Consider the following 19,031-nt stretch of genomic DNA (forward strand, 5'->3'; position numbering starts at 1 on the left):
GGTTCCGTCAACCCTTCATCATGTTCACGTCTTCGACCGCGATCGAGCCGCGGTTGCGGAAGAAGACGACGAGAATGGCAAGTCCGATTGCGGCTTCAGCCGCCGCGACCGTCAGCACGAACAGCGCGAACACCTGGCCGACCAGATCGCCGAGCGCCGCCGAAAAGGCGACGAAGTTGATGTTGACCGCAAGCAGGATCAACTCGACCGACATCAGGATGACGATGACGTTCTTGCGGTTCAGGAAAATGCCGAACACGCCGAGCGTGAACAGAACAGCCGATACGGTCAGATAATGTGCGATGCCCACGACCATCTCAGACTCCTTCGCCCGACTTGACCTTGCGGATTTCCATGCCGGTGGCCGGCGTGCGGCCGACCTGGGCTGCGATCGACTGCCGCTTGACCCCTTCCTTGTGGCGCAACGTCAGCACGATGGCGCCGATCATGGCAACCAGCAGGATGAGGCCCGAAATCTGGAAGTAGTAGAGGTAGTCGGTATAGAGGATGTCGCCGAGCGCGGCCGTGTTGGAGCGCGTGGCGAGATCGGGGATGGGCTTCGACACCGTCGCGGCCAGCTTCGGCGCGAATGTGTAGCCGCCCAGCACGATGATCAGCTCCGCCGCCAGGATCAGCCCGACCAGCGCGCCGATCGGCGCGTATTGCAGCGCACCCTCTTTCATTTCGGCGAAGTCGACGTCGAGCATCATGACGACGAACAGGAACAGAACCATGACCGCGCCGACATAGACGACGAGCAGGATCATCGCCAGGAACTCGGCGCCGGTCAGCATGAATAGGCCCGCGGCGTTGAAGAAGGTCAGGATCAGGAACAGCACCGAATGCACGGGGTTGCGCGATGAAATGACCATGAACGCCGACGCCACGGCGACAAAGGCGAAGAGGTAGAAAAAGGCCGCCTCTAGTCCACTCAGCATTGGGGTTCCCCCGGGTTCCTGTTCAAACAGGACGCTCGTCCTGTTTGATTTCTGCGACCGCCTCCGGTCGTCAAGTTGCGTGTTCCTTAGACGAGGCCCCTCGCCTCGTCCATGCGTCAAATATCAGCGGTACGGCGCATCCAACGAGATGTTGCGCGCCAGCTCACGCTCCCACCGGTCGCCATTCGCCAGCAGCTTGTCCTTGTCGTAATAGAGCTCCTCGCGCGTTTCCGTCGCGAACTCGAAATTCGGCCCCTCGACGATGGCATCGACCGGGCAGGCTTCCTGGCAGAAGCCGCAATAGATGCACTTCACCATGTCGATGTCGTAACGCACCGTACGGCGCGTGCCGTCATTGCGGCGCGGGCCGGCCTCGATGGTGATGGCTTGCGCCGGGCAGATCGCCTCGCACAGTTTGCAGGCGATGCAGCGTTCCTCGCCATTGGGGTAGCGGCGCAGCGCGTGCTCGCCCCGGAAGCGCGGGCTGACCGGCCCCTTCTCGTGCGGGTAGTTGATCGTCTCCTTCGGCGCGAAGAACTGGCGCATCGACAGGAAGAACGCGCTGACGAAATCCTGCAGAAGCAGCGATTTTGCGGCCTGGGACAAAGCGGACATCACGCAAACCCCGTGATCTTGAGGAACGCTGCAGTGGCGACCACCATGAACAGCGAGATCGGCAGGAACACCTTCCAGCCCAGCCGCATCAGCTGGTCGTAGCGGTAGCGCGGCACGAAGGCCTTCACCATCGAAATGCCGAAGAACACGAAGCAGACCTTCAGCACGAACCAGATGACGCCGGGCACCCAGGTGAAGGGCACGAAGTCGAAGGGCGGCAGCCAGCCGCCAAGGAACAGGATGGTGGCCAGCGCGCACATCAGGACGATGGCGACATACTCGCCGAGGAAGAACAACAGGAACGGCGTCGACGAATATTCGACCATATGGCCGGCGACCAGTTCCGATTCGGCTTCGACCAGGTCGAAGGGCGGCCGGTTCGTCTCGGCCAGGGCCGAGATGAAGAAGATGATGAACATCGGAAACAGCGCCAGCCAGTTCCAGTCGAGGAAGGTGTTGGGCAAGCCAAGCCTGGTGCCGATTCCATCATGCTGCGACAGCACAATGTCGGACAAATTGAGCGAGCCGGCGGTGAGCAGCACGGTGACGATGACGAAGCCGATCGAGACTTCGTAGGACACCATTTGCGCGGCCGAACGCAGCGCGCCGAGGAACGGATATTTCGAGTTCGATGCCCAGCCGCCCATGATCACGCCATAGACCTCAAGCGAGGAGATGGCGAAGACATAGAGGATGCCGACATTGACGTTGGCGATCGCCCAGCCTTGGTTGACCGGAATGACCGCCCAGGCCGAAATCGCCAGCACCGCCGACACCAGCGGCGCCAGAAGGAACACGCCCTTGTTGGCGCCGGACGGGATGACCGGTTCCTTGAAGACGAATTTCAACAGATCGGCGAAGGCCTGCAGCGTACCCCAGGGGCCGACAACGTTCGGGCCACGGCGCAACTGCACCGCCGCCCAGATCTTGCGGTCGGCGTAGAGGATGTAGGCCACGAAGATCAGCAGCACCACGATCAGCACGACCGACTTCAGAAGGATCAGCAGCGCCGGCAGCACGTAGAAGGAGAAGAAGGTGTCCATGCTTATTCCGCCGCCTGCTTGAAGCCGCTCTTGGCCAGTGCCGAGCATTCCGCCATCACGGCCGATGCCCGCGCGATCGGGTTGGTCAGATAGAAATCCTTGACCGGGGAGGTGAAGGTGCCTTTGTTCAGCCGCCCACCGAGCTTCGCCACGCCGGCGATGTCCTCGGCATTGCCGGCCGCGACCTGATCGATGCGGGCCAGATGCGGGTACTCGCCATAGAGTTTGGCGCGCAGTTGCGGCAGCGAATCGAATGGCAGTTTCTTGCCCAGCACGTCGGACAGGGCCCGCAGAATCGCCCAGTCCTCGCGCGCGTCGCCCGGGGCGAAGCCGGCGCGGTTGGTCTGCTGCACGCGCCCTTCGGTGTTGACGTAGGTGCCCGACTTTTCCGTGTAGGCAGCTGCCGGCAGGATGACATTGGCGCGATGCGCGCCGTGGTCGCCATGCGTGCCGATGTAGACGACGAAGGCACCGCCGGTCTTGCCCATGTCGATCTCGTCGGCGCCGAGCAGGAACAGCACGTCCGTTTCGCCCAGCATGCCGGCGACATCCTTGCCGCCCTCGCCCGGCACGAAACCGAGATCGAGGCCGCCGACCCTGGCCGCCGCATTGTGCAGCACGGCAAAGCCGTTCCAGTCGGCGCGGGCGGCATTCACGGCAGTGGCGAGCTTCGCCGCCTGGCCGAGCACGGCCGCGCCGTCGGCGCGCGCCAGCGCGCCCTGGCCGACGATGATCAGCGGATGCGTCGCCTTCTTCAGCGTCTGGAAGAACTTGCCGTTGCCGTCGGCCAGATCCTTGAGCGAATCCGGCCCGGCGCCGAGCAATTCATATTCGTAGCGCGTGTCGCCGACATCGCCGATGACGCCGACCGGCAGGTTGCCGACCCGCCAGCGCTTACGGATGCGGGCGTTGAGCACCGAGGCTTCGAAACGCGGATTGGCGCCAATGATCAGCACCGCGTCGGCCTGCTCGATACCTTCGATGGTCGGGTTGAAGATGTAGCTGGCGCGTCCAAGCTCCGGATCGAGTGCGGCGCCATCCTGGCGGCAATCGACATTCTTGGAGCCGAGCGAAGCCATCAGCAACTTGAGCGCATAGATTTCCTCGACAGCCGCGAGATCTCCGGCAATGGCACCGATCTTCTCTGGCGTCGTCTTCGACACCGCGTCCTTGATTGTCGCGAACGCTTCGGCCCAGCTTGCCGCAACCAGCCTGCCGTCCTTGCGCACATAGGGACGGTCGAGGCGCTGCGTGCGCAACCCGTCCCAGATGAAGCGGGTCTTGTCGGAAATCCACTCCTCGTTCACCTGCTCGTTGACGCGCGGCAGGATGCGCATCACTTCGCGGCCACGGCTGTCGATGCGGATCGCCGAGCCGACGGCGTCCATGACGTCGATGGATTCGGTCTTGGTCAGTTCCCACGGCCGCGCCTGGAAGGCGAAGGGTTTGGAGGTCAGCGCGCCGACTGGGCAGAGATCGATGACATTGCCCTGCAATTCCGAGGTCATCGCCTGTTCGAGATAGGTGGTGATCTCCGCATCCTCGCCACGGCCGATCAGGCCGAGTTCGGAAATGCCGGCGACTTCCGTGGTGAAGCGGACGCAGCGCGTGCAATGGATGCAGCGGTTCATCACCGTCTTGACCAGCGGGCCGATATACTTGTCTTCGACCGCCCGCTTGTTCTCGTGATAGCGCGAGGAATCGACGCCGAAGGCCATCGCCTGGTCCTGCAGGTCGCACTCGCCGCCCTGGTCGCAGATCGGGCAATCCAGCGGATGGTTGATCAGCAGGAACTCCATCACGCCTTCCCGGGCCTTCTTGACCATCGGCGTGTTGGTGAAGATTTCCGGCGGCTCGCCATTGGGGCCGGGGCGCAAATCGCGCACGCCCATGGCGCAGGAGGCCTGCGGCTTGGGCGGCCCGCCCTTCACCTCGATCAGGCACATGCGGCAATTGCCGGCGATCGACAGCCGCTCATGGAAGCAGAAGCGCGGCACTTCCGCGCCCGCGTCTTCCGCCGCCTGCAGCAGCGTGTAGTGGTCGGGTACAGTGATCTCTTTCCCGTCGACCTTGAGCTTTGCCATTCGCTTCAAACCCCTGCGGATTTCCCGCAATCTCATTTCCCGGGCGCGACAGACGCGGCACCCGGCATTTCATTCACTTCTTCGCGGCCAGCACAGCCGCCTGGGCAGTCCAGTCGTCACGGCCGATGCGGCCGTTGAACGACAGATAATCGTCGACCCAGGCGATCTCCTGCGGCGACCAGGCGGCGATCTGGGCATAGGTCCAGATGCCAAGCCCGTTCAGCACCTTTTCCAGCTTCGGGCCGATGCCCGAAATCGCCTTGAGGTCGGACGGTTTCGCCGGCTTGTCCATAGCCTTGGGCTGCCTGAAATCCTCGGGCAGCAGCACATCGGCGGCCTCGCCGGCTGCCGGAGCCGCATTCACCGCCGGTGCCGTGGTGGCGGCTTCCTTGGCGGCGATATCGGTGACCTCCTGCGCGAAGGACTGCGCCTCGGCAATCATGGTCTTGGCCGTCGCCCGCGCCTTGATGGACGACGAGTTCGCGTCCTCGAATTGTTCGACGCGAGCCTCGAAATCCTCGATCAGCGGCTGCATCAGGCGCTGTGATGCCTCGGCGGCTCCTGTGAGTGCCCCCAGCCAGACGCCGAAGGCGTGATTAGCGAACCCGATGCCGAGCGCCGACATCGCCGCCGCGCCCGCGACAGGGTGCACGAAAAGGTTGATGGCGCTGGCCATCTCCTTCGGCATCATCCTGGTCAGGTCCTGGTTCATCTTTTCGATCTGGTCCAAATTGGGCATCAATGGATAGGGTGTCGAATACGGCGCCATAGAATTCTCCCGGTCGTTTCTTCGTTCGCCCGCCCCGTTATTTTCGCTTCGGGCTTTCACCCGCACTCACAATTCCTTTATTCCGCCGCCACCATCACCGGTTCGGCCCGATGCGCGTTGCGCGAAAACTCGTCGATGCGCCGCTCCACCTCGCCGCGGAAATGCCGCATCAGGCCCTGGATCGGCCATGCCGCCGCATCGCCCAGCGCGCAGATCGTGTGGCCCTCGACCTGCTTGGTGACGTCGAGCAGCATGTCGATCTCGCGCTTCTGCGCCTCGCCGCGCACCAGCCGTTCCATCACCCGCCACATCCATCCGGTGCCTTCGCGGCACGGCGTGCACTGGCCGCAGCTCTCATGCTTGTAGAAGTAGGACAGCCGCGCGATCGCCTTCACGACATCGGTCGACTTGTCCATGACGATGACGGCCGCGGTGCCGAGGCCGGATTTGAGGTCGCGCAGCGCGTCGAAATCCATCGGCGTGTCGATGATCTGCTCGGCCGGCACCAGCGGCACCGAGGCACCGCCGGGAATGACCGCCAGCAGATTGTCCCAGCCGCCGCGAATGCCGCCGCAATGCGTCTCGATCAGCTCGCGGAACGGGATCGACATCGCCTCTTCGACGGTGCACGGATTGTTGACGTGGCCGGAGACGCAGAACAGCTTGGTGCCGACATTGTTGGGCCGGCCGAAGGACGAGAACCAGGCCGCGCCCCGGCGCAGGATGGTTGGCGCCACTGCGATCGACTCGACATTGTTGACGGTGGTCGGGCAGCCATAGAGGCCGACATTGGCCGGGAATGGCGGCTTCAGCCTGGGCTGGCCCTTCTTGCCTTCCAGGCTTTCGAGCAGCGCCGTCTCCTCGCCGCAGATATAGGCGCCGGCGCCGTGATGCATGTAGACGTCGAAATCGTAGCCTGACGTGTTGCCCTTGCCGATCAGCTTGGCCTCATAGGCCTCGTCGATGGCACGCTGCAGCGCCTCGCGCTCGCGGATGAATTCGCCGCGCACATAGATGTAGGCGGCAATCGCGCCCATGGCGAAGCCGGCGAGCAGCGCGCCCTCGACCAGCGTGTGCGGGTCGTTGCGCAGGATGTCGCGGTCCTTGCAGGTGCCAGGCTCGGATTCGTCGGCATTGATGACGAGGTAGCTTGGCCGGCCGTCGCTCTGCTTGGGCATGAACGACCATTTGAGGCCCGTCGGGAAGCCTGCGCCGCCACGGCCGCGCAGGCCGGACGCCTTCATCTCGTTGACGATCCACTCGCGCCCCTTGGCGACGATGCCGGGCGTGTTGTCCCAGGCGCCGCGAGCCATGGCGCCGGCCAGCGACTTGTCGAAGAGGCCGTAGATGTTGGTGAAGATGCGGTCTTTATCCTGAAGCATTTTTCGTCCCTCAGACCGGCTTCTTGCCGAAGACGCGGATGTATTCGGCGACGCCGCCCTTGGCGAGCGCCTTGGCCTGCTTGACCCAGTCGTCGCGCTCGATGCGGCCGTGGAAGGAGAGATAGCCGTCGACCCAGTCGCGCTCGGCCTTCTTCCAGGAAGCGACCTGCGCGAAGGTGAAGATGCCCAGCGTATGCAGGACGCCCTCGATCTTCGGGCCGACGCCGGAGATCAGCTTGAGATCGTCGACCGCGGCCGGCCTATCGATACCGGCCGGACGGTTCTTGTCCTCCAGCGACGTTTTTGCCGGCTTTGCCGCCGGCGCCTTGGCTTCCAGCGCCTTGAAGGCAGCAGCCGGCTCGGCATTGGCCTTCGGCCCATTGCGCTGTTTGGAGACCTTCTCGACTTCCGGCGCTGCCTTGTTGGCATTGGCGGCCGAATGCAGCGGCGCCGAAACGCTAGCCGCCTTCTCAGCCGCCGGCGCCACCTTGGTCTTTGACGGTGTCTTCAAGGCCGGGCTGGTTTCAGGCGCGTCGGTCTTCGGCTTGCTGGCATTGGACGGTGCGACAGGAGCAGGTGTCGGAACGGGCGCGGCGATGATCGCGTCGGGTGCCGCCTTGGCGGCCTTTGCGGCCTCCCTGGCCTCCCGATCGCGGGTCGACTTGAGGATCGCCTTTTCGCTTTTCAGCGTCGTCAGGCCGGAAGCCGGCTCCGAGCCGGTGCGGCCATTCTGCGGTCCCGGCGCCACCGAGGCGCCCTTGCCCGCATCATAGAGGTCGATGATTTCAGCCAGCCGCTCCGGTGTCAAATCCTCGAACGTGTCCTTGAAAATCATCACCATCGGCGCGTTGACGCAGGCGCCAAGACACTCGACCTCTTCCCACGACAAGGTGCCCTTGTCATTGGTGTGGAACTGGTCGTGATGGATTTTCGAGCGGCAGACATCCATCAGTGCTTCCGAGCCGCGCAGCATGCAGGGCGTGGTGCCGCAGACCTGGATGTGCGCGCGGGTGCCGACGGGATTGAGCTGGTACTGCGTGTAGAAGGTCGCGACCTCGAGCCCACGGATGCGCGGCATGCCGAGCATGTCCGAAATCGTCTCGATCGCTGCCTTGGTGACCCAGCCTTCCTGTTCCTGCGCCAGCATCAGCAGCGGAATGATCGCCGACTGCTCGCGGCCCTTCGGGTACTTCTTGATCCATTGCTTCGCCGCTGCCGCGTTCGCCCGGTTGAAGGCGAAGGATACTGGCTGGACGCTGGCTTCTGCGAGACGGCGGACTGACATTTAGCGATCGACCTCACCAAACACGATGTCGAGGGAGCCGAGGACGGCGGTGACGTCGGCCAGCAGGTGGCCGCGGCACAGGAAATCCATGGCTTGCAGATGCGCGAAACCGGGCGCGCGCAGCTTGCAGCGGTAGGGCTTATTGGTGCCGTCGGAGACCAGATAGACGCCGAACTCGCCCTTCGGCGCCTCGACGGCCGCGTAGACCTCGCCGGCCGGCACGCGATAACCCTCGGTGTAAAGCTTGAAGTGGTGGATCAGCGCTTCCATCGAACGCTTCATCGCCGCGCGCTTGGGCGGCACCACCTTGCCGTCGAGGTTCGACACCGGACCGGTGCTTTCCTTGCCAAGCAGCAGGTCGACGCACTGGCGCATGATCCTGGCCGACTGGCGCATTTCTTCCATGCGCACGAGATAGCGGTCGTAGCAGTCGCCGTTCTTGCCGATCGGAATGTCGAAATCCATTTCCGAATAGCACTCATAGGGCTGCGACTTGCGCAGGTCCCAGGCCGCGCCAGAACCACGCACCATGACGCCCGAAAAGCCCCAGGCCCAGGCATCGGCCAGCGAAACAATGCCGATATCGACATTGCGCTGCTTGAAGATGCGATTGCCGGTCAGCAGACGATCGAGGTCGTCGATCGACTTCAGGAACGGGTCGATCCACTTGCCGATGTCCTCGACCAGCTGGCGCGGCAGATCCTGATGGACGCCGCCGGGGCGGAAATAGGCTGCATGCATGCGCGAGCCGGAGGCGCGCTCATAAAACACCATCAGCTTTTCGCGCTCGACGAAACCCCACAGCGGCGGCGTCAGCGCTCCGACGTCCATGGCTTGCGTCGTCACATTGAGGATGTGCGACATGATGCGGCCGATCTCGCAATAGAGCACGCGGATCAACTGGCCGCGTTTCGGCACTTCGATGCCAAGCAGGCGCTCGGCGGCGAGCGCGAAGGCATGCTCCTGGTTCATCGGCGCGCAATAGTCGAGCCGATCGAGATAAGGCACAGCCTGCAGATAGGTTTTTGCCTCGATCAGCTTTTCGGTGCCGCGATGCAGCAGCCCGATATGTGGATCGACGCGATCGACGACTTCGCCGTCGAGCTCCAGAACGAGGCGCAAAACGCCGTGCGCCGCAGGGTGTTGCGGGCCGAAGTTGATGTTGAAATTGCGGACGGAGGTCTCAGCCATTGTGGCGCCTCAATTCGTCTTGGCTTTTTCATCGCCAGGCAGAACGTAATCCGTCCCTTCCCATGGCGAGAGAAAATCGAAATTGCGGAATTCCTGCTTGAGCTCGACCGGCTCGTAGATGACGCGCTTGGCTTCGTCGTCGTAACGCACTTCGACAAAACCGGTCAGCGGGAAATCCTTGCGCAGCGGATGGCCTTCGAAACCGTAGTCGGTCAAAAGGCGGCGCAGATCGGGATGGCCGGAGAACAGCACGCCATAGAGATCGTAGGTCTCGCGCTCGAACCAGTCGGCCCCCGGGAATACACCGGTGATCGACGGCACCATCGTCTCCTCGTCGGCCTGCACCTTGAGCCGGATGCGCACATTCTGCTTCGGCGAAAGCAGGTGATAGACGACGTCGAAGCGCTTGGGCCGCGACGGATAGTCAGCACCGCAGACATCGATGATCGAGATGAACTGGCAGCGCTGATCGTCGCGCAGGAAGGTCACGACTTCGATGAGGTTGCGCGGCTCGACATGCATGGTGAGCTCGCCATAGGCGATATCAGCGTCGTTGACGCGACCAATCAGCCTTTCGCCGAGATAGGTCGACAGTTCGCTAAGGGATGCGGCCATGGATTTACCGTTCGATCGTGCCGGTGCGGCGGATTTTCTTCTGCAGGAGAAGAATGCCGTAGAGCAAAGCTTCGGCGCTCGGCGGGCAGCCGGGCACATAGATGTCGACCGGCACGATGCGGTCGCAGCCGCGCACCACCGAGTAGGAATAGTGGTAGTAGCCGCCGCCATTGGCGCAGGAGCCCATCGAGATGACGTAGCGCGGCTCCGGCATCTGGTCGTAGACCTTGCGCAGCGCCGGCGCCATCTTGTTGGTCAGCGTGCCGGCGACGATCATGATGTCGGACTGGCGCGGCGATGCGCGCGGCGCGACACCGAAGCGCTCCGAGTCATAGCGCGGCATCGAGGTGTGGATCATCTCGACGGCGCAGCATGCCAGACCGAAGGTCATGAACATCAGCGAGCCGCTGCGCGCCCAGGTGATCAGCGCCTCGGTCGAGGTGACCAGGAACCCCTTGTCGGCGAGCTCATTGTTGATTTCGAGGAAGAAGGGATCATCCTCCCCCACCGGCCTGCCGGTGTTGGGATCGATGATGCCCTTCGGCTTCGGCGCGACGAGGGTGCCTGAACTGTCGTTCAATCCCATTCCAGCGCTCCTTTTTTCCATTCATAGGCAAAGCCGATGGTCAGCACTGCCAAAAACACCATCATCGACCAGAAGCCGAGCATGCCGATCTTCGAGAAGGACACGGCCCAGGGAAACAGGAAGGCCACTTCCAGATCGAAGATGATGAACAGGATCGACACCAGGTAGAAGCGGATGTCGAATTTCATGCGGGCATCGTCGAACGAGTTGAAACCGCACTCGTACGCGGAAAGCTTTTCGGGATCGGGATTGCGATAGGCCACAAGGAACGGTGCGGCCAGCAGCGCCAGGCCGACGACCAGCGCCACGCCGATGAACAGGACGATGGGCAGGTACGAACTGAGAAGTGCGTTCATGCAGCGGCTTTCCGTTGGCGCCAATCCACTTTGATTACAGCACCGGACCTTATTGCGGAAGCGTGACAGATTAACCGCTGAACCGTTTTAAGGGGCCTATGCTGCAACGCGGCGAGGGTTAGCGCAGCACTTCCAGCGAAGCAAGTCAAACCTTGTTCAAAACGCCGACCTGGACGGCATATCCGGAGAAACTGGTCCGATCCGCTCCTGTTTGATTTCCTTCTATTTTTACTCCACTTTTCTCTCCTGACAGGGTTGCGGCCAAAACCCTGCTAGCATGGACCGGAATCACCCGTCAGACCCACAGTCGAAGCACCTCAGAGTGATGCCTGCATGAAGGAAAAAATCTCGCTTGCGATGGCTCGGCGCATCGCGCTCGCCGCACAGGGGTTTCTCGATCCCCGCCCAAATGGCACACCCGACCGCCGCCACTTCGCCCGCGTGCTCTCCCGCACCGGCCTGCTGCAGATCGATTCCGTCAGCGCGGTGGTGCGCGCGCATTATATGCCGCTTTATTCCCGCCTTGGCCCCTATCCCCTGGCCTTGCTCGACAATGCCGCCGTGACGCGCAAGCGCATGGTCTTCGAATACTGGGCGCACGAGGCGTCCTTCCTGCCGGTCGAGACCTACCCGCTGATGCGTTGGCGCATGCAGCGCGCCGAGCACGGCGACGAGATGTATCTGGGCCTGGCCAAATGGGGCCGCGAGCATGCCGCCTATATAGAAGAGATCTACCGCGAGGTCGTCGCGCGCGGCCCGATCGCGGCTTCGGCGCTGGAAGGCCAGAAAGGTTCGGGCGGCTGGTGGGGCTGGAGCCATGCCAAGCATGCCTTCGAATGGCTGTTCTGGGCCGGGCGCATCACCACGGCACACCGCCGCGGCTTCGAGCGCTTCTATGATTTGCCCGAGCGCGTGCTGCCGCAGGCGATCCTCGATCTGCCGGTGCCGGCGGCCGAGGACGCGCACCGCGAATTGCTGCGCATCTCGGCTCGTGCCCACGGCGTGGCGACATCAGGCGATTTGCGCGACTATTTTCGGCTGTCGCCGGCCGACATGAAAGGCCGGCTGGAGGAACTGGTCGAGTTGGGCGAGCTCGTGCCAGTGCGTGTCGAAGGCTGGGACAAGCTGGCTTATCTCCATAAGGACGCCCGCCTGCCCCGGAAAATCGGGGCCCGCGCCTTGCTGGCACCGTTCGACCCGGTCGTCTTCGAGCGCTCGCGCTCGGAGCGGCTGTTCGATTTCCACTACCGCATCGAGATCTACACGCCCGCCGAAAAGCGCCAATACGGCTATTACGTCCTGCCCTTCCTCCTCGGCGATAGGATCGTCGCGCGTGTCGACCTCAAGGCAGACCGGCCAGCCAGCGTCCTGCGCGTCCACGCCGCCTACGCCGAACCCGGCGCGCCACCTGAAACCGCCGCGCAACTCTTCGAGGAACTGCAGCAGATGCAGGGCTGGCTTGGCCTTGAACGCATCGAAGTGACGCCCGCCGGCGATCTGGGTCCGGCGCTCGCCGACATCGCCATGTCGTAGCCGCGCGTTGACACCACTGCCTCCAAGAGCCTAAATCCGCTCCAGACGGTCCCTTGCCCGCAACGGCAGGGGCTAAGAGGGAATGCGGTGCGGGATTTCGATCTCAAATCCGCGGCTGTCCCCGCAACTGTAAGCGAAGAGCCAAGGCCGAAAGCCACTGGGACGTTCCCGGGAAGGCGGCACCCAAGGCGATGACCCGCGAGCCAGGAGACCTGCCGTCTGCGACAAAAGAATCCGATCGCCCGGCGGGTTTCCGGGCAAGGAGCCCGGCTTTTGGACCAGAACGGCAGTTTTTCGGCTGGCACAGCGGACAATGCGTCCGCCGACGGCGAAGCCTTGGCCGGCGTCACGGTCATCGTCTGCGCCTCGTGCCGCGACGAGACCGGCTCGGATGCCCATCCCCGCGCCGGCGAACTTTTGGCCGAAGACACGCGCCAGGCCGCAGTGGATGAGAACATCCGCATCCGCACGGTCGAGTGCCTAGGCAATTGCAAGCGCCGCCTGAGTGCCGCGATCCTGCGCGATGGCTGCTGGAGCTACGTCTTCGGCGACCTGACCGCGACCAGCGGCACCGACCTCGTCACCGGCGCCAAACTCTTCGCCACTTCGACGGACGGCCTCATTCCGTGGCGCGGCCGGCCCGATTCCCTCAAGCGCGGCCTCGTGGCCCGCATTCCTCCCCTCGACCTGTTGAAGGATTGATCATGAGCGCTTCCGTCACCCGCGTCCCCTGCACTGTCGTCACCGGCTTCCTCGGCGCCGGCAAGACGACGCTGGTCCGCCATCTCCTGGAAAACGCCGGCGGCAAGCGCATTGCCATCATCGTCAACGAGTTCGGCGACATCGGCATCGACGGCGAGATCTTGAAGGGCTGCGGCATCGACACCTGCCCGGAGGAAAACATCGTCGAACTGGCCAATGGCTGCATCTGCTGCACCGTGGCCGACGATTTCGTGCCGGCGCTCGACCAGATCCTGTCGCTCAACCCGAAGGTCGACCACATCCTGATCGAAACCTCGGGCCTGGCCCTGCCCAAGCCGCTGGTCCAGGCCTTTCAATGGCCAACGGTGAAGAGCCGCGTGACCGTCGACGGCGTCATCGCCGTGGTCGATGGCCCAGCGCTGGCCGAAGGCCGCGTCGCCAACGACATGGACGCCCTGCAGGCGCAGCGTGCCGGTGATGACAGCCTCGACCATGACGACCCGGTCGAGGAACTGTTCGAGGACCAGATCGCCTGCGCTGACCTGATCATCCTGTCGAAGAGCGACCTGATGGATGCCGCCGGTTCGGCCCGCGCCAACGCCATCATTGGCGAACACTCCGCCCGCGCCGTGAAGATCGTGTCGACCTCGCATGGCAAGGTGGACCCCTCGGTGCTGCTCGGGCTCGGTCTCGCGGTCGAGGACGATATCGAGAACCGCAAATCCCATCATGACGGCGCCTTCGACCACGAACATGACGACTTCGACACCTTCATCGTCGACATCCCGTCGATCGCCAATCCGGACGAGCTGGCACAACGCGTCGCCGCCGCCGCCGAACAGGAAAACGTGCTGCGCGTGAAAGGCTTCGTCGAGGTCGGCGGCAAGCCGATGCGGCTTTTGCTGCAGGCCGTCGGCCCGCGCGTCAATCATTACTATGACCGTGCCTGGACGGCCGAAGACGACCGCCGTTCGCGCCTGGTCGTGATCGGCCTCAAGGGGCTGAACCGCCCGGCAATCGAGCGTATACTCGCCGGCTGATTTCAGACACGGGCCGCGATGCATATCCTCACCACGACCTCCGCCTCGCTCGACGACCTCGCCGAGCCGGTCGATCTGCGGCAGACGCCGGCGGATATCGTGGCCTTGTCCTTCACCGACAGCGACCTCGCCGGACTGGCGGCCGCCTGGAAAGCGGATGCCAGCCGCCTGCCCTCGATGCGGCTGGCGGCGCTCCGCGACCTGCGCCATCCCATGTCCGTCGACCTCTGGGTCGACAGCGTCGCGCGCCGCGCCAAGATCATCCTGGTGCGCATCCTCGGCGGCTACGACTGGTGGCGCTATGGCTGCGACCAGCTGGCCTCGACCGCCCGAGAGCGCGGCATCCAGCTGGCGCTGTTGCCGGGCGAGAGCCACGACGAGGATTTGCGCCTGATCGAAGCCTCGACGCTGCCGCGCCAGGAATTGGACGCGCTGCTCGGCTATTTCCGCGAGGGCGGCCCGGCCAATATGGGCGCGCTGGTGCAGAGGCTGGCCAGGCTGGCTGGGCAGGACGCGGCCGTTGTTGAGCCGGTGGCGGTGCCAAAGGCCGGCTACTACCAGCCAGGCCGCGGCGTCGTCCCCCTCCCCCTCGAGAGGGAGGGAAAGGTCGCGCCCATTCTCTTCTACCGCTCGATGCTGCTGGCCGCCGACGTCGCGCCCATCGACGTCCTTTTCGACGCGCTGCGGCAGCGCGGCATGACGCCTGTCCCCATCTTCGTCTCCAGCCTCAAAGACCCGACATCCCTGGCCTTCGCGGAAACCGCCCTCGCCACGCTCAGACCCGCCGCCATCATCACCGCCACCGCCTTCGCCTCCGGTGCTGAACCGGGCGTCGAAACCCTGTTCGACCGCGCCGGCGTGCCGGTCTTCCAGGTCATCGTCGCCACCACCCGCCGCGACGTCTGGGAAAACAACCAGCGCGGCCTGGCGCCCGCCGACCTCGCCATGCATGTCGTGCTGCCAGAACTGGACGGCCGCATCCTCGCCGGCGCGATTTCCTTCAAGGGCGAAAGCGATGTCGATCCCGCCCTTGGCCACCGCGCCTTCGCCAACCGGCCGGAACCGGATCGAGTGGCGCAGGTCGCTGACCGCGTGGCAGCCTTCATCAAGCTGCAGGAGACGCCCCGCGCCGAGCGCAAGCTGGCCGTCCTGATCCCCGACTATCCCAGCGCCCCTGGCCGCACCGGCTACGCCGTCGGCCTCGATGTGCCGTCCAGCGTGCTGGCCATGCTGCATGACCTGAAGGAGCAGGGCTATGGCGTTGAGGGGATTCCGCAATCGCCGCGGGCGTTGCTGGATCTATTGGAGCGGGGCGGCGACGGGCTAGGGTTGGAAGACTATGTCGGACTCTCGAAAGAGTTGCCCGCCGAGGTAATGACTGCCGTTGAGGCGGCGTGGGGAAAAGCAGAAGAAGAGACAGGTTTGCGCGAGGGGGGCGCCTCGCACAAGCCTTCGCTATCGAGCAAAAAACACTTCCCTTTCCGCGCCACGACCTTCGGCAACATCACCGTAGCCCTCGCCCCAGACCGCGGCCGCTCCGCCGATCGCCGCGCCGACTATCACGACCCGACACTCGCGCCCCGCCACGCCCTGCTCGCCTTCGGCCTGTGGCTGCGCAAATCGCTCGGCGTGCATGCGCTCATCCATGTCGGCGCCCATGGCACGCTGGAATGGCTGCCGGGCAAGACCGTTGCACTGTCGCAGACCTGCTTCCCCGAGATCGTCACCGGCGCATTGCCCGTCATCTATCCCTTCATCGTCTCCAATCCCGGCGAGGCGGCGCAGGCCAAGCGGCGCATTGCCGCCGTCACCCTTGGCCATCTGCCGCCGCCGCTGACCGGTGCGGGACTTGACGAAAACCAGCACAAGCTCGAACGCCTGGTCGACGAATACGCCCAGGCCGACGGCCTCGACCGCCGCCGCCGCGACCGTCTGGCCAGGCTGATCGTCGACACGGCGCAAAAGACCGGCCTCGCCGCCGAAGCCGGTGTCGCCAGGACCGACGCGCCCGACGAGGCGCTGCGCCGCATCGACGCCTGGCTCTGCGATCTCAAGGACTTCGCCATCAAGGACGGGTTGCATATTTACGGCCGCGCACCCGACGATGAGTCCGACGCCATGCGCCGCCAAAGCGCCGAGGCTGAAAAGGCCGCACTGCTTGCCGCGCTCGATGGCCGCCACGTCAAGGCCGGGCCGGCCGGCGCGCCGGCGCGGGGCCGCTCCGACGTGCTGCCCACCGGCCGCAATTTGTTCACGTCGGATCCCCGCACCATGCCGACGCCGACCGCCTATGATCTGGGCAAGGCGGCGGCCGAAGAAGTGGTGCGCGGCTATCTGCAATCGCATGGCGACTGGCCGCGTTCCCTGGTCATCGACCTCTGGGGTTCGGCCTCGTTGCGCACCGGCGGCGAGGAGATCGCGCAAGGCCTGGCGCTGATGGGCTGCCGGCCGCAATGGGATGCCGCCACCGGCCGCATCACAGGCATCGAAGTGCTGCCGCCGGCCACGCTCGGCCGCCCGCGCGTCGACGTCACCTGGCGCATATCGGGCCTGTTCCGCGACATGTTCCCAACCCAGATCGCGCTGATCGACGCCGCCGCCAACGCCGTCGCCGCCCGCGACGAGGAGGATTCGGAAAACCCGCTCGCGGCCCGGACCCGAGCGGATGGCAAGATCAGCCCGCGCATTTTCGGCACCTCACCCGGCACCTATGGCGCCGGCGTCGAGGATCTCCTGTCTAGCGGCGACTGGGCGGCGCGCGAAGAGATCGGCCGCGCGTATCTCGACGCCACCTCACACGCCTATGGCGGCGCCGGCGGCGAAGGCATCTCGGCGCCCGGCGCCTTCGAAACCCGCATCGCCGAAGCCGATCTTCTGGTCCACACTGGCGACGACCCCGGCCGCGACATCCTCGAAGGCTCCGCCGACGTCGCCTTTATCGGCGGCTTTTCGGCTGCGCTTGCCGCGCTTGGCCGGAATGCCGATGTCATCGTGCTCGATACGACAGACCCGCAAAAGCCGAAGCCGCGCTCGGTCAGCGAGGCCGTATCGCGGGTGGTGCGCGCCCGCGCGATCAATCCCCGCTTCATATCCGGCCAGATGCGGCACGGCCCGCGCGGCGCCTCCGAATTCGCCGAGACGGTCGACCGACTGGTCGGCTTCGCCGAAACCACGCACGCCATATCGGGCGCGCTGATCGAGGCCGTGCACGACGCCTATGTCGGCGACGCGGACGTTCGCGCCTTCATCCTTCGGGAAAATCCGGCAGCCGCCAAAGTCATTGCCGAACGTTTCCTGTCGGCGCGCCGGCGCGGACTCTGGCATCCCTTGCGCAATTCCATCGACGACGATCTCGCCGCGCTGATTGCCGAGGCCGAGGCGCTGGGAGTGGCGGCATGAACGCCTTCTCACGTCGCGGCGCCTGTCCGGCCCTGTCGGCGCCGATGCAGACCGGCGACGGGCTGTTGGTGCGGCTCAACGCGGTCTATGTGGGATTGTCGCCGAAGCTGTCGATCGGTCTGGCCGAATCCGCCCTGCGGCATGGCAACGGCATCATGGAAGTGACAGCGCGTGGAAGCCTGCAGATACGCGGACTGACCAGGGAAAGCGCTGCACTGCTCGCGGCGGAAGTCGATGCGCTGGGCATTGCGGTGCGCACCGGAGTGCCGGTGGAGACAGGGCCGCTGGCGGGCATCGACCCGCGGGAGATCGCCGATCCGCGACCGCTGGCTGAGCGGATCAGGGCGGCGGTTGAAGAGGCCGGGCTGACGCCAAGACTGGGGCCGAAGGTGTCTGTCGTGGTGGATGGCGGCGGGCAGCTAACACTGGATGCGGTGACGGCCGATGTGCGGTTGAAAGCGTTGCGGAGTGGTGCCGGGGTTCGGTGGCAGGTGTCTGTTGCGGGTGATGGGCAGAGTGCAAGATTGCTGGTCGCGGCGGAAGACCACGCGGCCCGCGATGTCACGGTTGCGGTGCTCAGAATGGTGGCCGAGAAAGGCCGCGAGGCTCACGCAAGAGATTTGTCGGAGCGGCAATTAGTATCTCTCGCAGGCTGGCATTCTGTGGCGCCCCCCTCTGTCCTGCCGGACATCTCCCCCACGAGGGGGGAGATCAGCAGCTTCGCCGCCGGCTCCCTTTCTGAAACCATGCCGCATGTTTCGGCGCCTGGAGTTGGCGAAACCGGCGGCGCAGGCATAATCTCCCCCCTCGTGGGGGAGATGTCCGGCAGGACAGAGGGGGGCGCCTCGCGCAAACCTATCGGCCTTTTCCCCATAGCCGGCGACACTTTCACTCTCGGTATAGGCCTCCCCTACGGCAGCATGCCGGCGGATAAAATCATCGACCTTGCGCAAAGCGCCGTCACCCTCGGCACCAGCGAAATCCGCCTCGCCCCGGGCCGCGCCCTGCTCTTCCTCGGCCAACCATCCGCCGCCAACCAATCCCTCCAAACCATCGCCGCCGCCCTCGGCTTCGTCACCTCCCCTTCCGACCCGCGCACGCGCATCGCCGCCTGCCCCGGCACGCCGGCCTGCGCCTCCGGCCGCATCGCCACCCGCACCATCGCCGAGACGATCGCCGCCGAAAACGCCGACACCCTCGACTTCACGCTGCACATTTCCGGCTGCGCCAAGGGCTGCGCGCATCCCGGTCCGGCGGCGCTCACAATCGTCGGCGGCGAAAATGGAGCCGGACTTGTCGTGAACGCGACGGCAAAGGCCCTTCCTGCGGGCTACAGGCCGGGCTATGACGCCGCGCGCGGTATCGGTCGCGTCGCGGCGGTGATCCGCAGCGCACGATTTCAAGGCGAGACCGCCGCTGCTTGCCTGACAAGGCTCGGGCCGGCGGCAATCGCCGAGGCTTACCGACAGGCCCAAACTAAAAAACGGAAATGA

17 protein-coding genes and 1 riboswitch are annotated in these 19,031 nt (G+C 64.7%); of the genes, 5 read left to right on the plus strand and 12 right to left on the minus strand.

Annotated features, from left to right (window positions below; all coding sequences use genetic code 11):
• Positions 1 to 7 precede the first annotated feature (7 nt).
• The 12 genes from nuoK to MAFF_RS06635 all read right to left on the minus strand — a co-directional run bounded on the left by nuoK (position 8) and on the right by MAFF_RS06635 (position 10,864).
• Complete coding sequence (nuoK, locus tag MAFF_RS06580) at positions 8 to 316, minus strand: NADH-quinone oxidoreductase subunit NuoK (protein WP_010910101.1); 309 nt, start codon at positions 314 to 316, stop codon at positions 8 to 10.
• A gap of 1 nt (position 317) precedes the next feature.
• A complete protein-coding gene (locus MAFF_RS06585; RefSeq protein WP_010910102.1) occupies positions 318 to 938 on the minus strand; it encodes an NADH-quinone oxidoreductase subunit J in 621 nt (206 codons plus the stop codon).
• A 123-nt stretch (positions 939 to 1,061) separates the two neighbouring features.
• Positions 1,062 to 1,553: an NADH-quinone oxidoreductase subunit NuoI gene (gene nuoI, locus MAFF_RS06590; protein ID WP_032930717.1), complete on the minus strand. Its 492-nt coding sequence runs from the start codon at positions 1,551 to 1,553 to the stop codon at positions 1,062 to 1,064.
• Positions 1,553 to 2,596 carry an NADH-quinone oxidoreductase subunit NuoH gene (nuoH, locus tag MAFF_RS06595; RefSeq protein ID WP_010910104.1) on the minus strand — a complete coding sequence of 348 codons (1,044 nt, stop codon included), beginning with the start codon at positions 2,594 to 2,596 and terminating at the stop codon, positions 1,553 to 1,555. The genes nuoI and nuoH overlap by 1 nt, the downstream gene beginning before the upstream one ends.
• A 2-nt stretch (positions 2,597 to 2,598) precedes the next feature.
• Positions 2,599 to 4,680 carry an NADH-quinone oxidoreductase subunit NuoG gene (gene nuoG, locus MAFF_RS06600; protein ID WP_010910105.1) on the minus strand — a complete coding sequence of 694 codons (2,082 nt, stop codon included), beginning with the start codon at positions 4,678 to 4,680 and terminating at the stop codon, positions 2,599 to 2,601.
• Between the two features lie 73 nt (positions 4,681 to 4,753).
• Complete coding sequence (locus MAFF_RS06605; protein ID WP_044547951.1) at positions 4,754 to 5,449, minus strand: NADH-ubiquinone dehydrogenase; 696 nt, start codon at positions 5,447 to 5,449, stop codon at positions 4,754 to 4,756.
• 77 nt (positions 5,450 to 5,526) lie between these two features.
• Positions 5,527 to 6,831, minus strand: coding sequence for an NADH-quinone oxidoreductase subunit NuoF (gene nuoF, locus MAFF_RS06610; protein WP_010910107.1), 1,305 nt, complete (start codon positions 6,829 to 6,831; stop codon positions 5,527 to 5,529).
• A gap of 10 nt (positions 6,832 to 6,841) precedes the next feature.
• Positions 6,842 to 8,116, minus strand: coding sequence for an NADH-quinone oxidoreductase subunit E (locus MAFF_RS06615; protein ID WP_010910108.1), 1,275 nt, complete (start codon positions 8,114 to 8,116; stop codon positions 6,842 to 6,844).
• A complete protein-coding gene (locus MAFF_RS06620) occupies positions 8,117 to 9,307 on the minus strand; it encodes an NADH-quinone oxidoreductase subunit D (protein ID WP_010910109.1) in 1,191 nt (396 codons plus the stop codon).
• A gap of 9 nt (positions 9,308 to 9,316) precedes the next feature.
• The gene (locus MAFF_RS06625; protein ID WP_010910110.1) at positions 9,317 to 9,922 is read right to left on the minus strand and encodes an NADH-quinone oxidoreductase subunit C; all 606 of its coding nucleotides are present in this window, start codon (positions 9,920 to 9,922) and stop codon (positions 9,317 to 9,319) included.
• 4 nt (positions 9,923 to 9,926) lie between these two features.
• Complete coding sequence (locus MAFF_RS06630; RefSeq protein ID WP_013531090.1) at positions 9,927 to 10,508, minus strand: NuoB/complex I 20 kDa subunit family protein; 582 nt, start codon at positions 10,506 to 10,508, stop codon at positions 9,927 to 9,929.
• Positions 10,499 to 10,864, minus strand: a complete 366-nt coding sequence (locus MAFF_RS06635; protein ID WP_010910112.1) for an NADH-quinone oxidoreductase subunit A — start codon at positions 10,862 to 10,864, stop codon at positions 10,499 to 10,501. The genes MAFF_RS06630 and MAFF_RS06635 overlap by 10 nt, the downstream gene beginning before the upstream one ends.
• 333 nt (positions 10,865 to 11,197) lie before the next feature.
• Between MAFF_RS06635 and MAFF_RS06640 the strand changes: the two genes are divergently transcribed.
• From MAFF_RS06640 to cobG, 5 genes are all read left to right on the plus strand, one after another.
• Positions 11,198 to 12,397: a winged helix-turn-helix domain-containing protein gene (locus tag MAFF_RS06640; RefSeq protein ID WP_010910113.1), complete on the plus strand. Its 1,200-nt coding sequence runs from the start codon at positions 11,198 to 11,200 to the stop codon at positions 12,395 to 12,397.
• Between the two features lie 29 nt (positions 12,398 to 12,426).
• A riboswitch (cobalamin riboswitch) is annotated at positions 12,427 to 12,631 on the plus strand.
• Positions 12,632 to 12,670: 39 nt separating this feature from the next.
• Positions 12,671 to 13,099: a DUF1636 family protein gene (locus MAFF_RS06645; protein WP_044547959.1), complete on the plus strand. Its 429-nt coding sequence runs from the start codon at positions 12,671 to 12,673 to the stop codon at positions 13,097 to 13,099.
• A 2-nt stretch (positions 13,100 to 13,101) separates the two neighbouring features.
• Positions 13,102 to 14,139 carry a cobalamin biosynthesis protein CobW gene (cobW, locus tag MAFF_RS06650; RefSeq protein ID WP_010910115.1) on the plus strand — a complete coding sequence of 346 codons (1,038 nt, stop codon included), beginning with the start codon at positions 13,102 to 13,104 and terminating at the stop codon, positions 14,137 to 14,139.
• Between the two features lie 18 nt (positions 14,140 to 14,157).
• The gene (gene cobN / locus MAFF_RS06655; protein WP_010910116.1) at positions 14,158 to 17,538 is read left to right on the plus strand and encodes a cobaltochelatase subunit CobN; all 3,381 of its coding nucleotides are present in this window, start codon (positions 14,158 to 14,160) and stop codon (positions 17,536 to 17,538) included.
• Entirely contained in the window at positions 17,535 to 19,031 is a 1,497-nt protein-coding gene (gene cobG / locus MAFF_RS06660) for a precorrin-3B synthase (RefSeq protein WP_010910117.1), read from the plus strand. Before cobN ends, cobG begins: the two co-directional genes overlap by 4 nt.

The sequence above is a fragment of the Mesorhizobium japonicum MAFF 303099 genome (assembly GCF_000009625.1).
Taxonomy (GTDB): Bacteria; Pseudomonadota; Alphaproteobacteria; order Rhizobiales; family Rhizobiaceae; genus Mesorhizobium; species Mesorhizobium japonicum.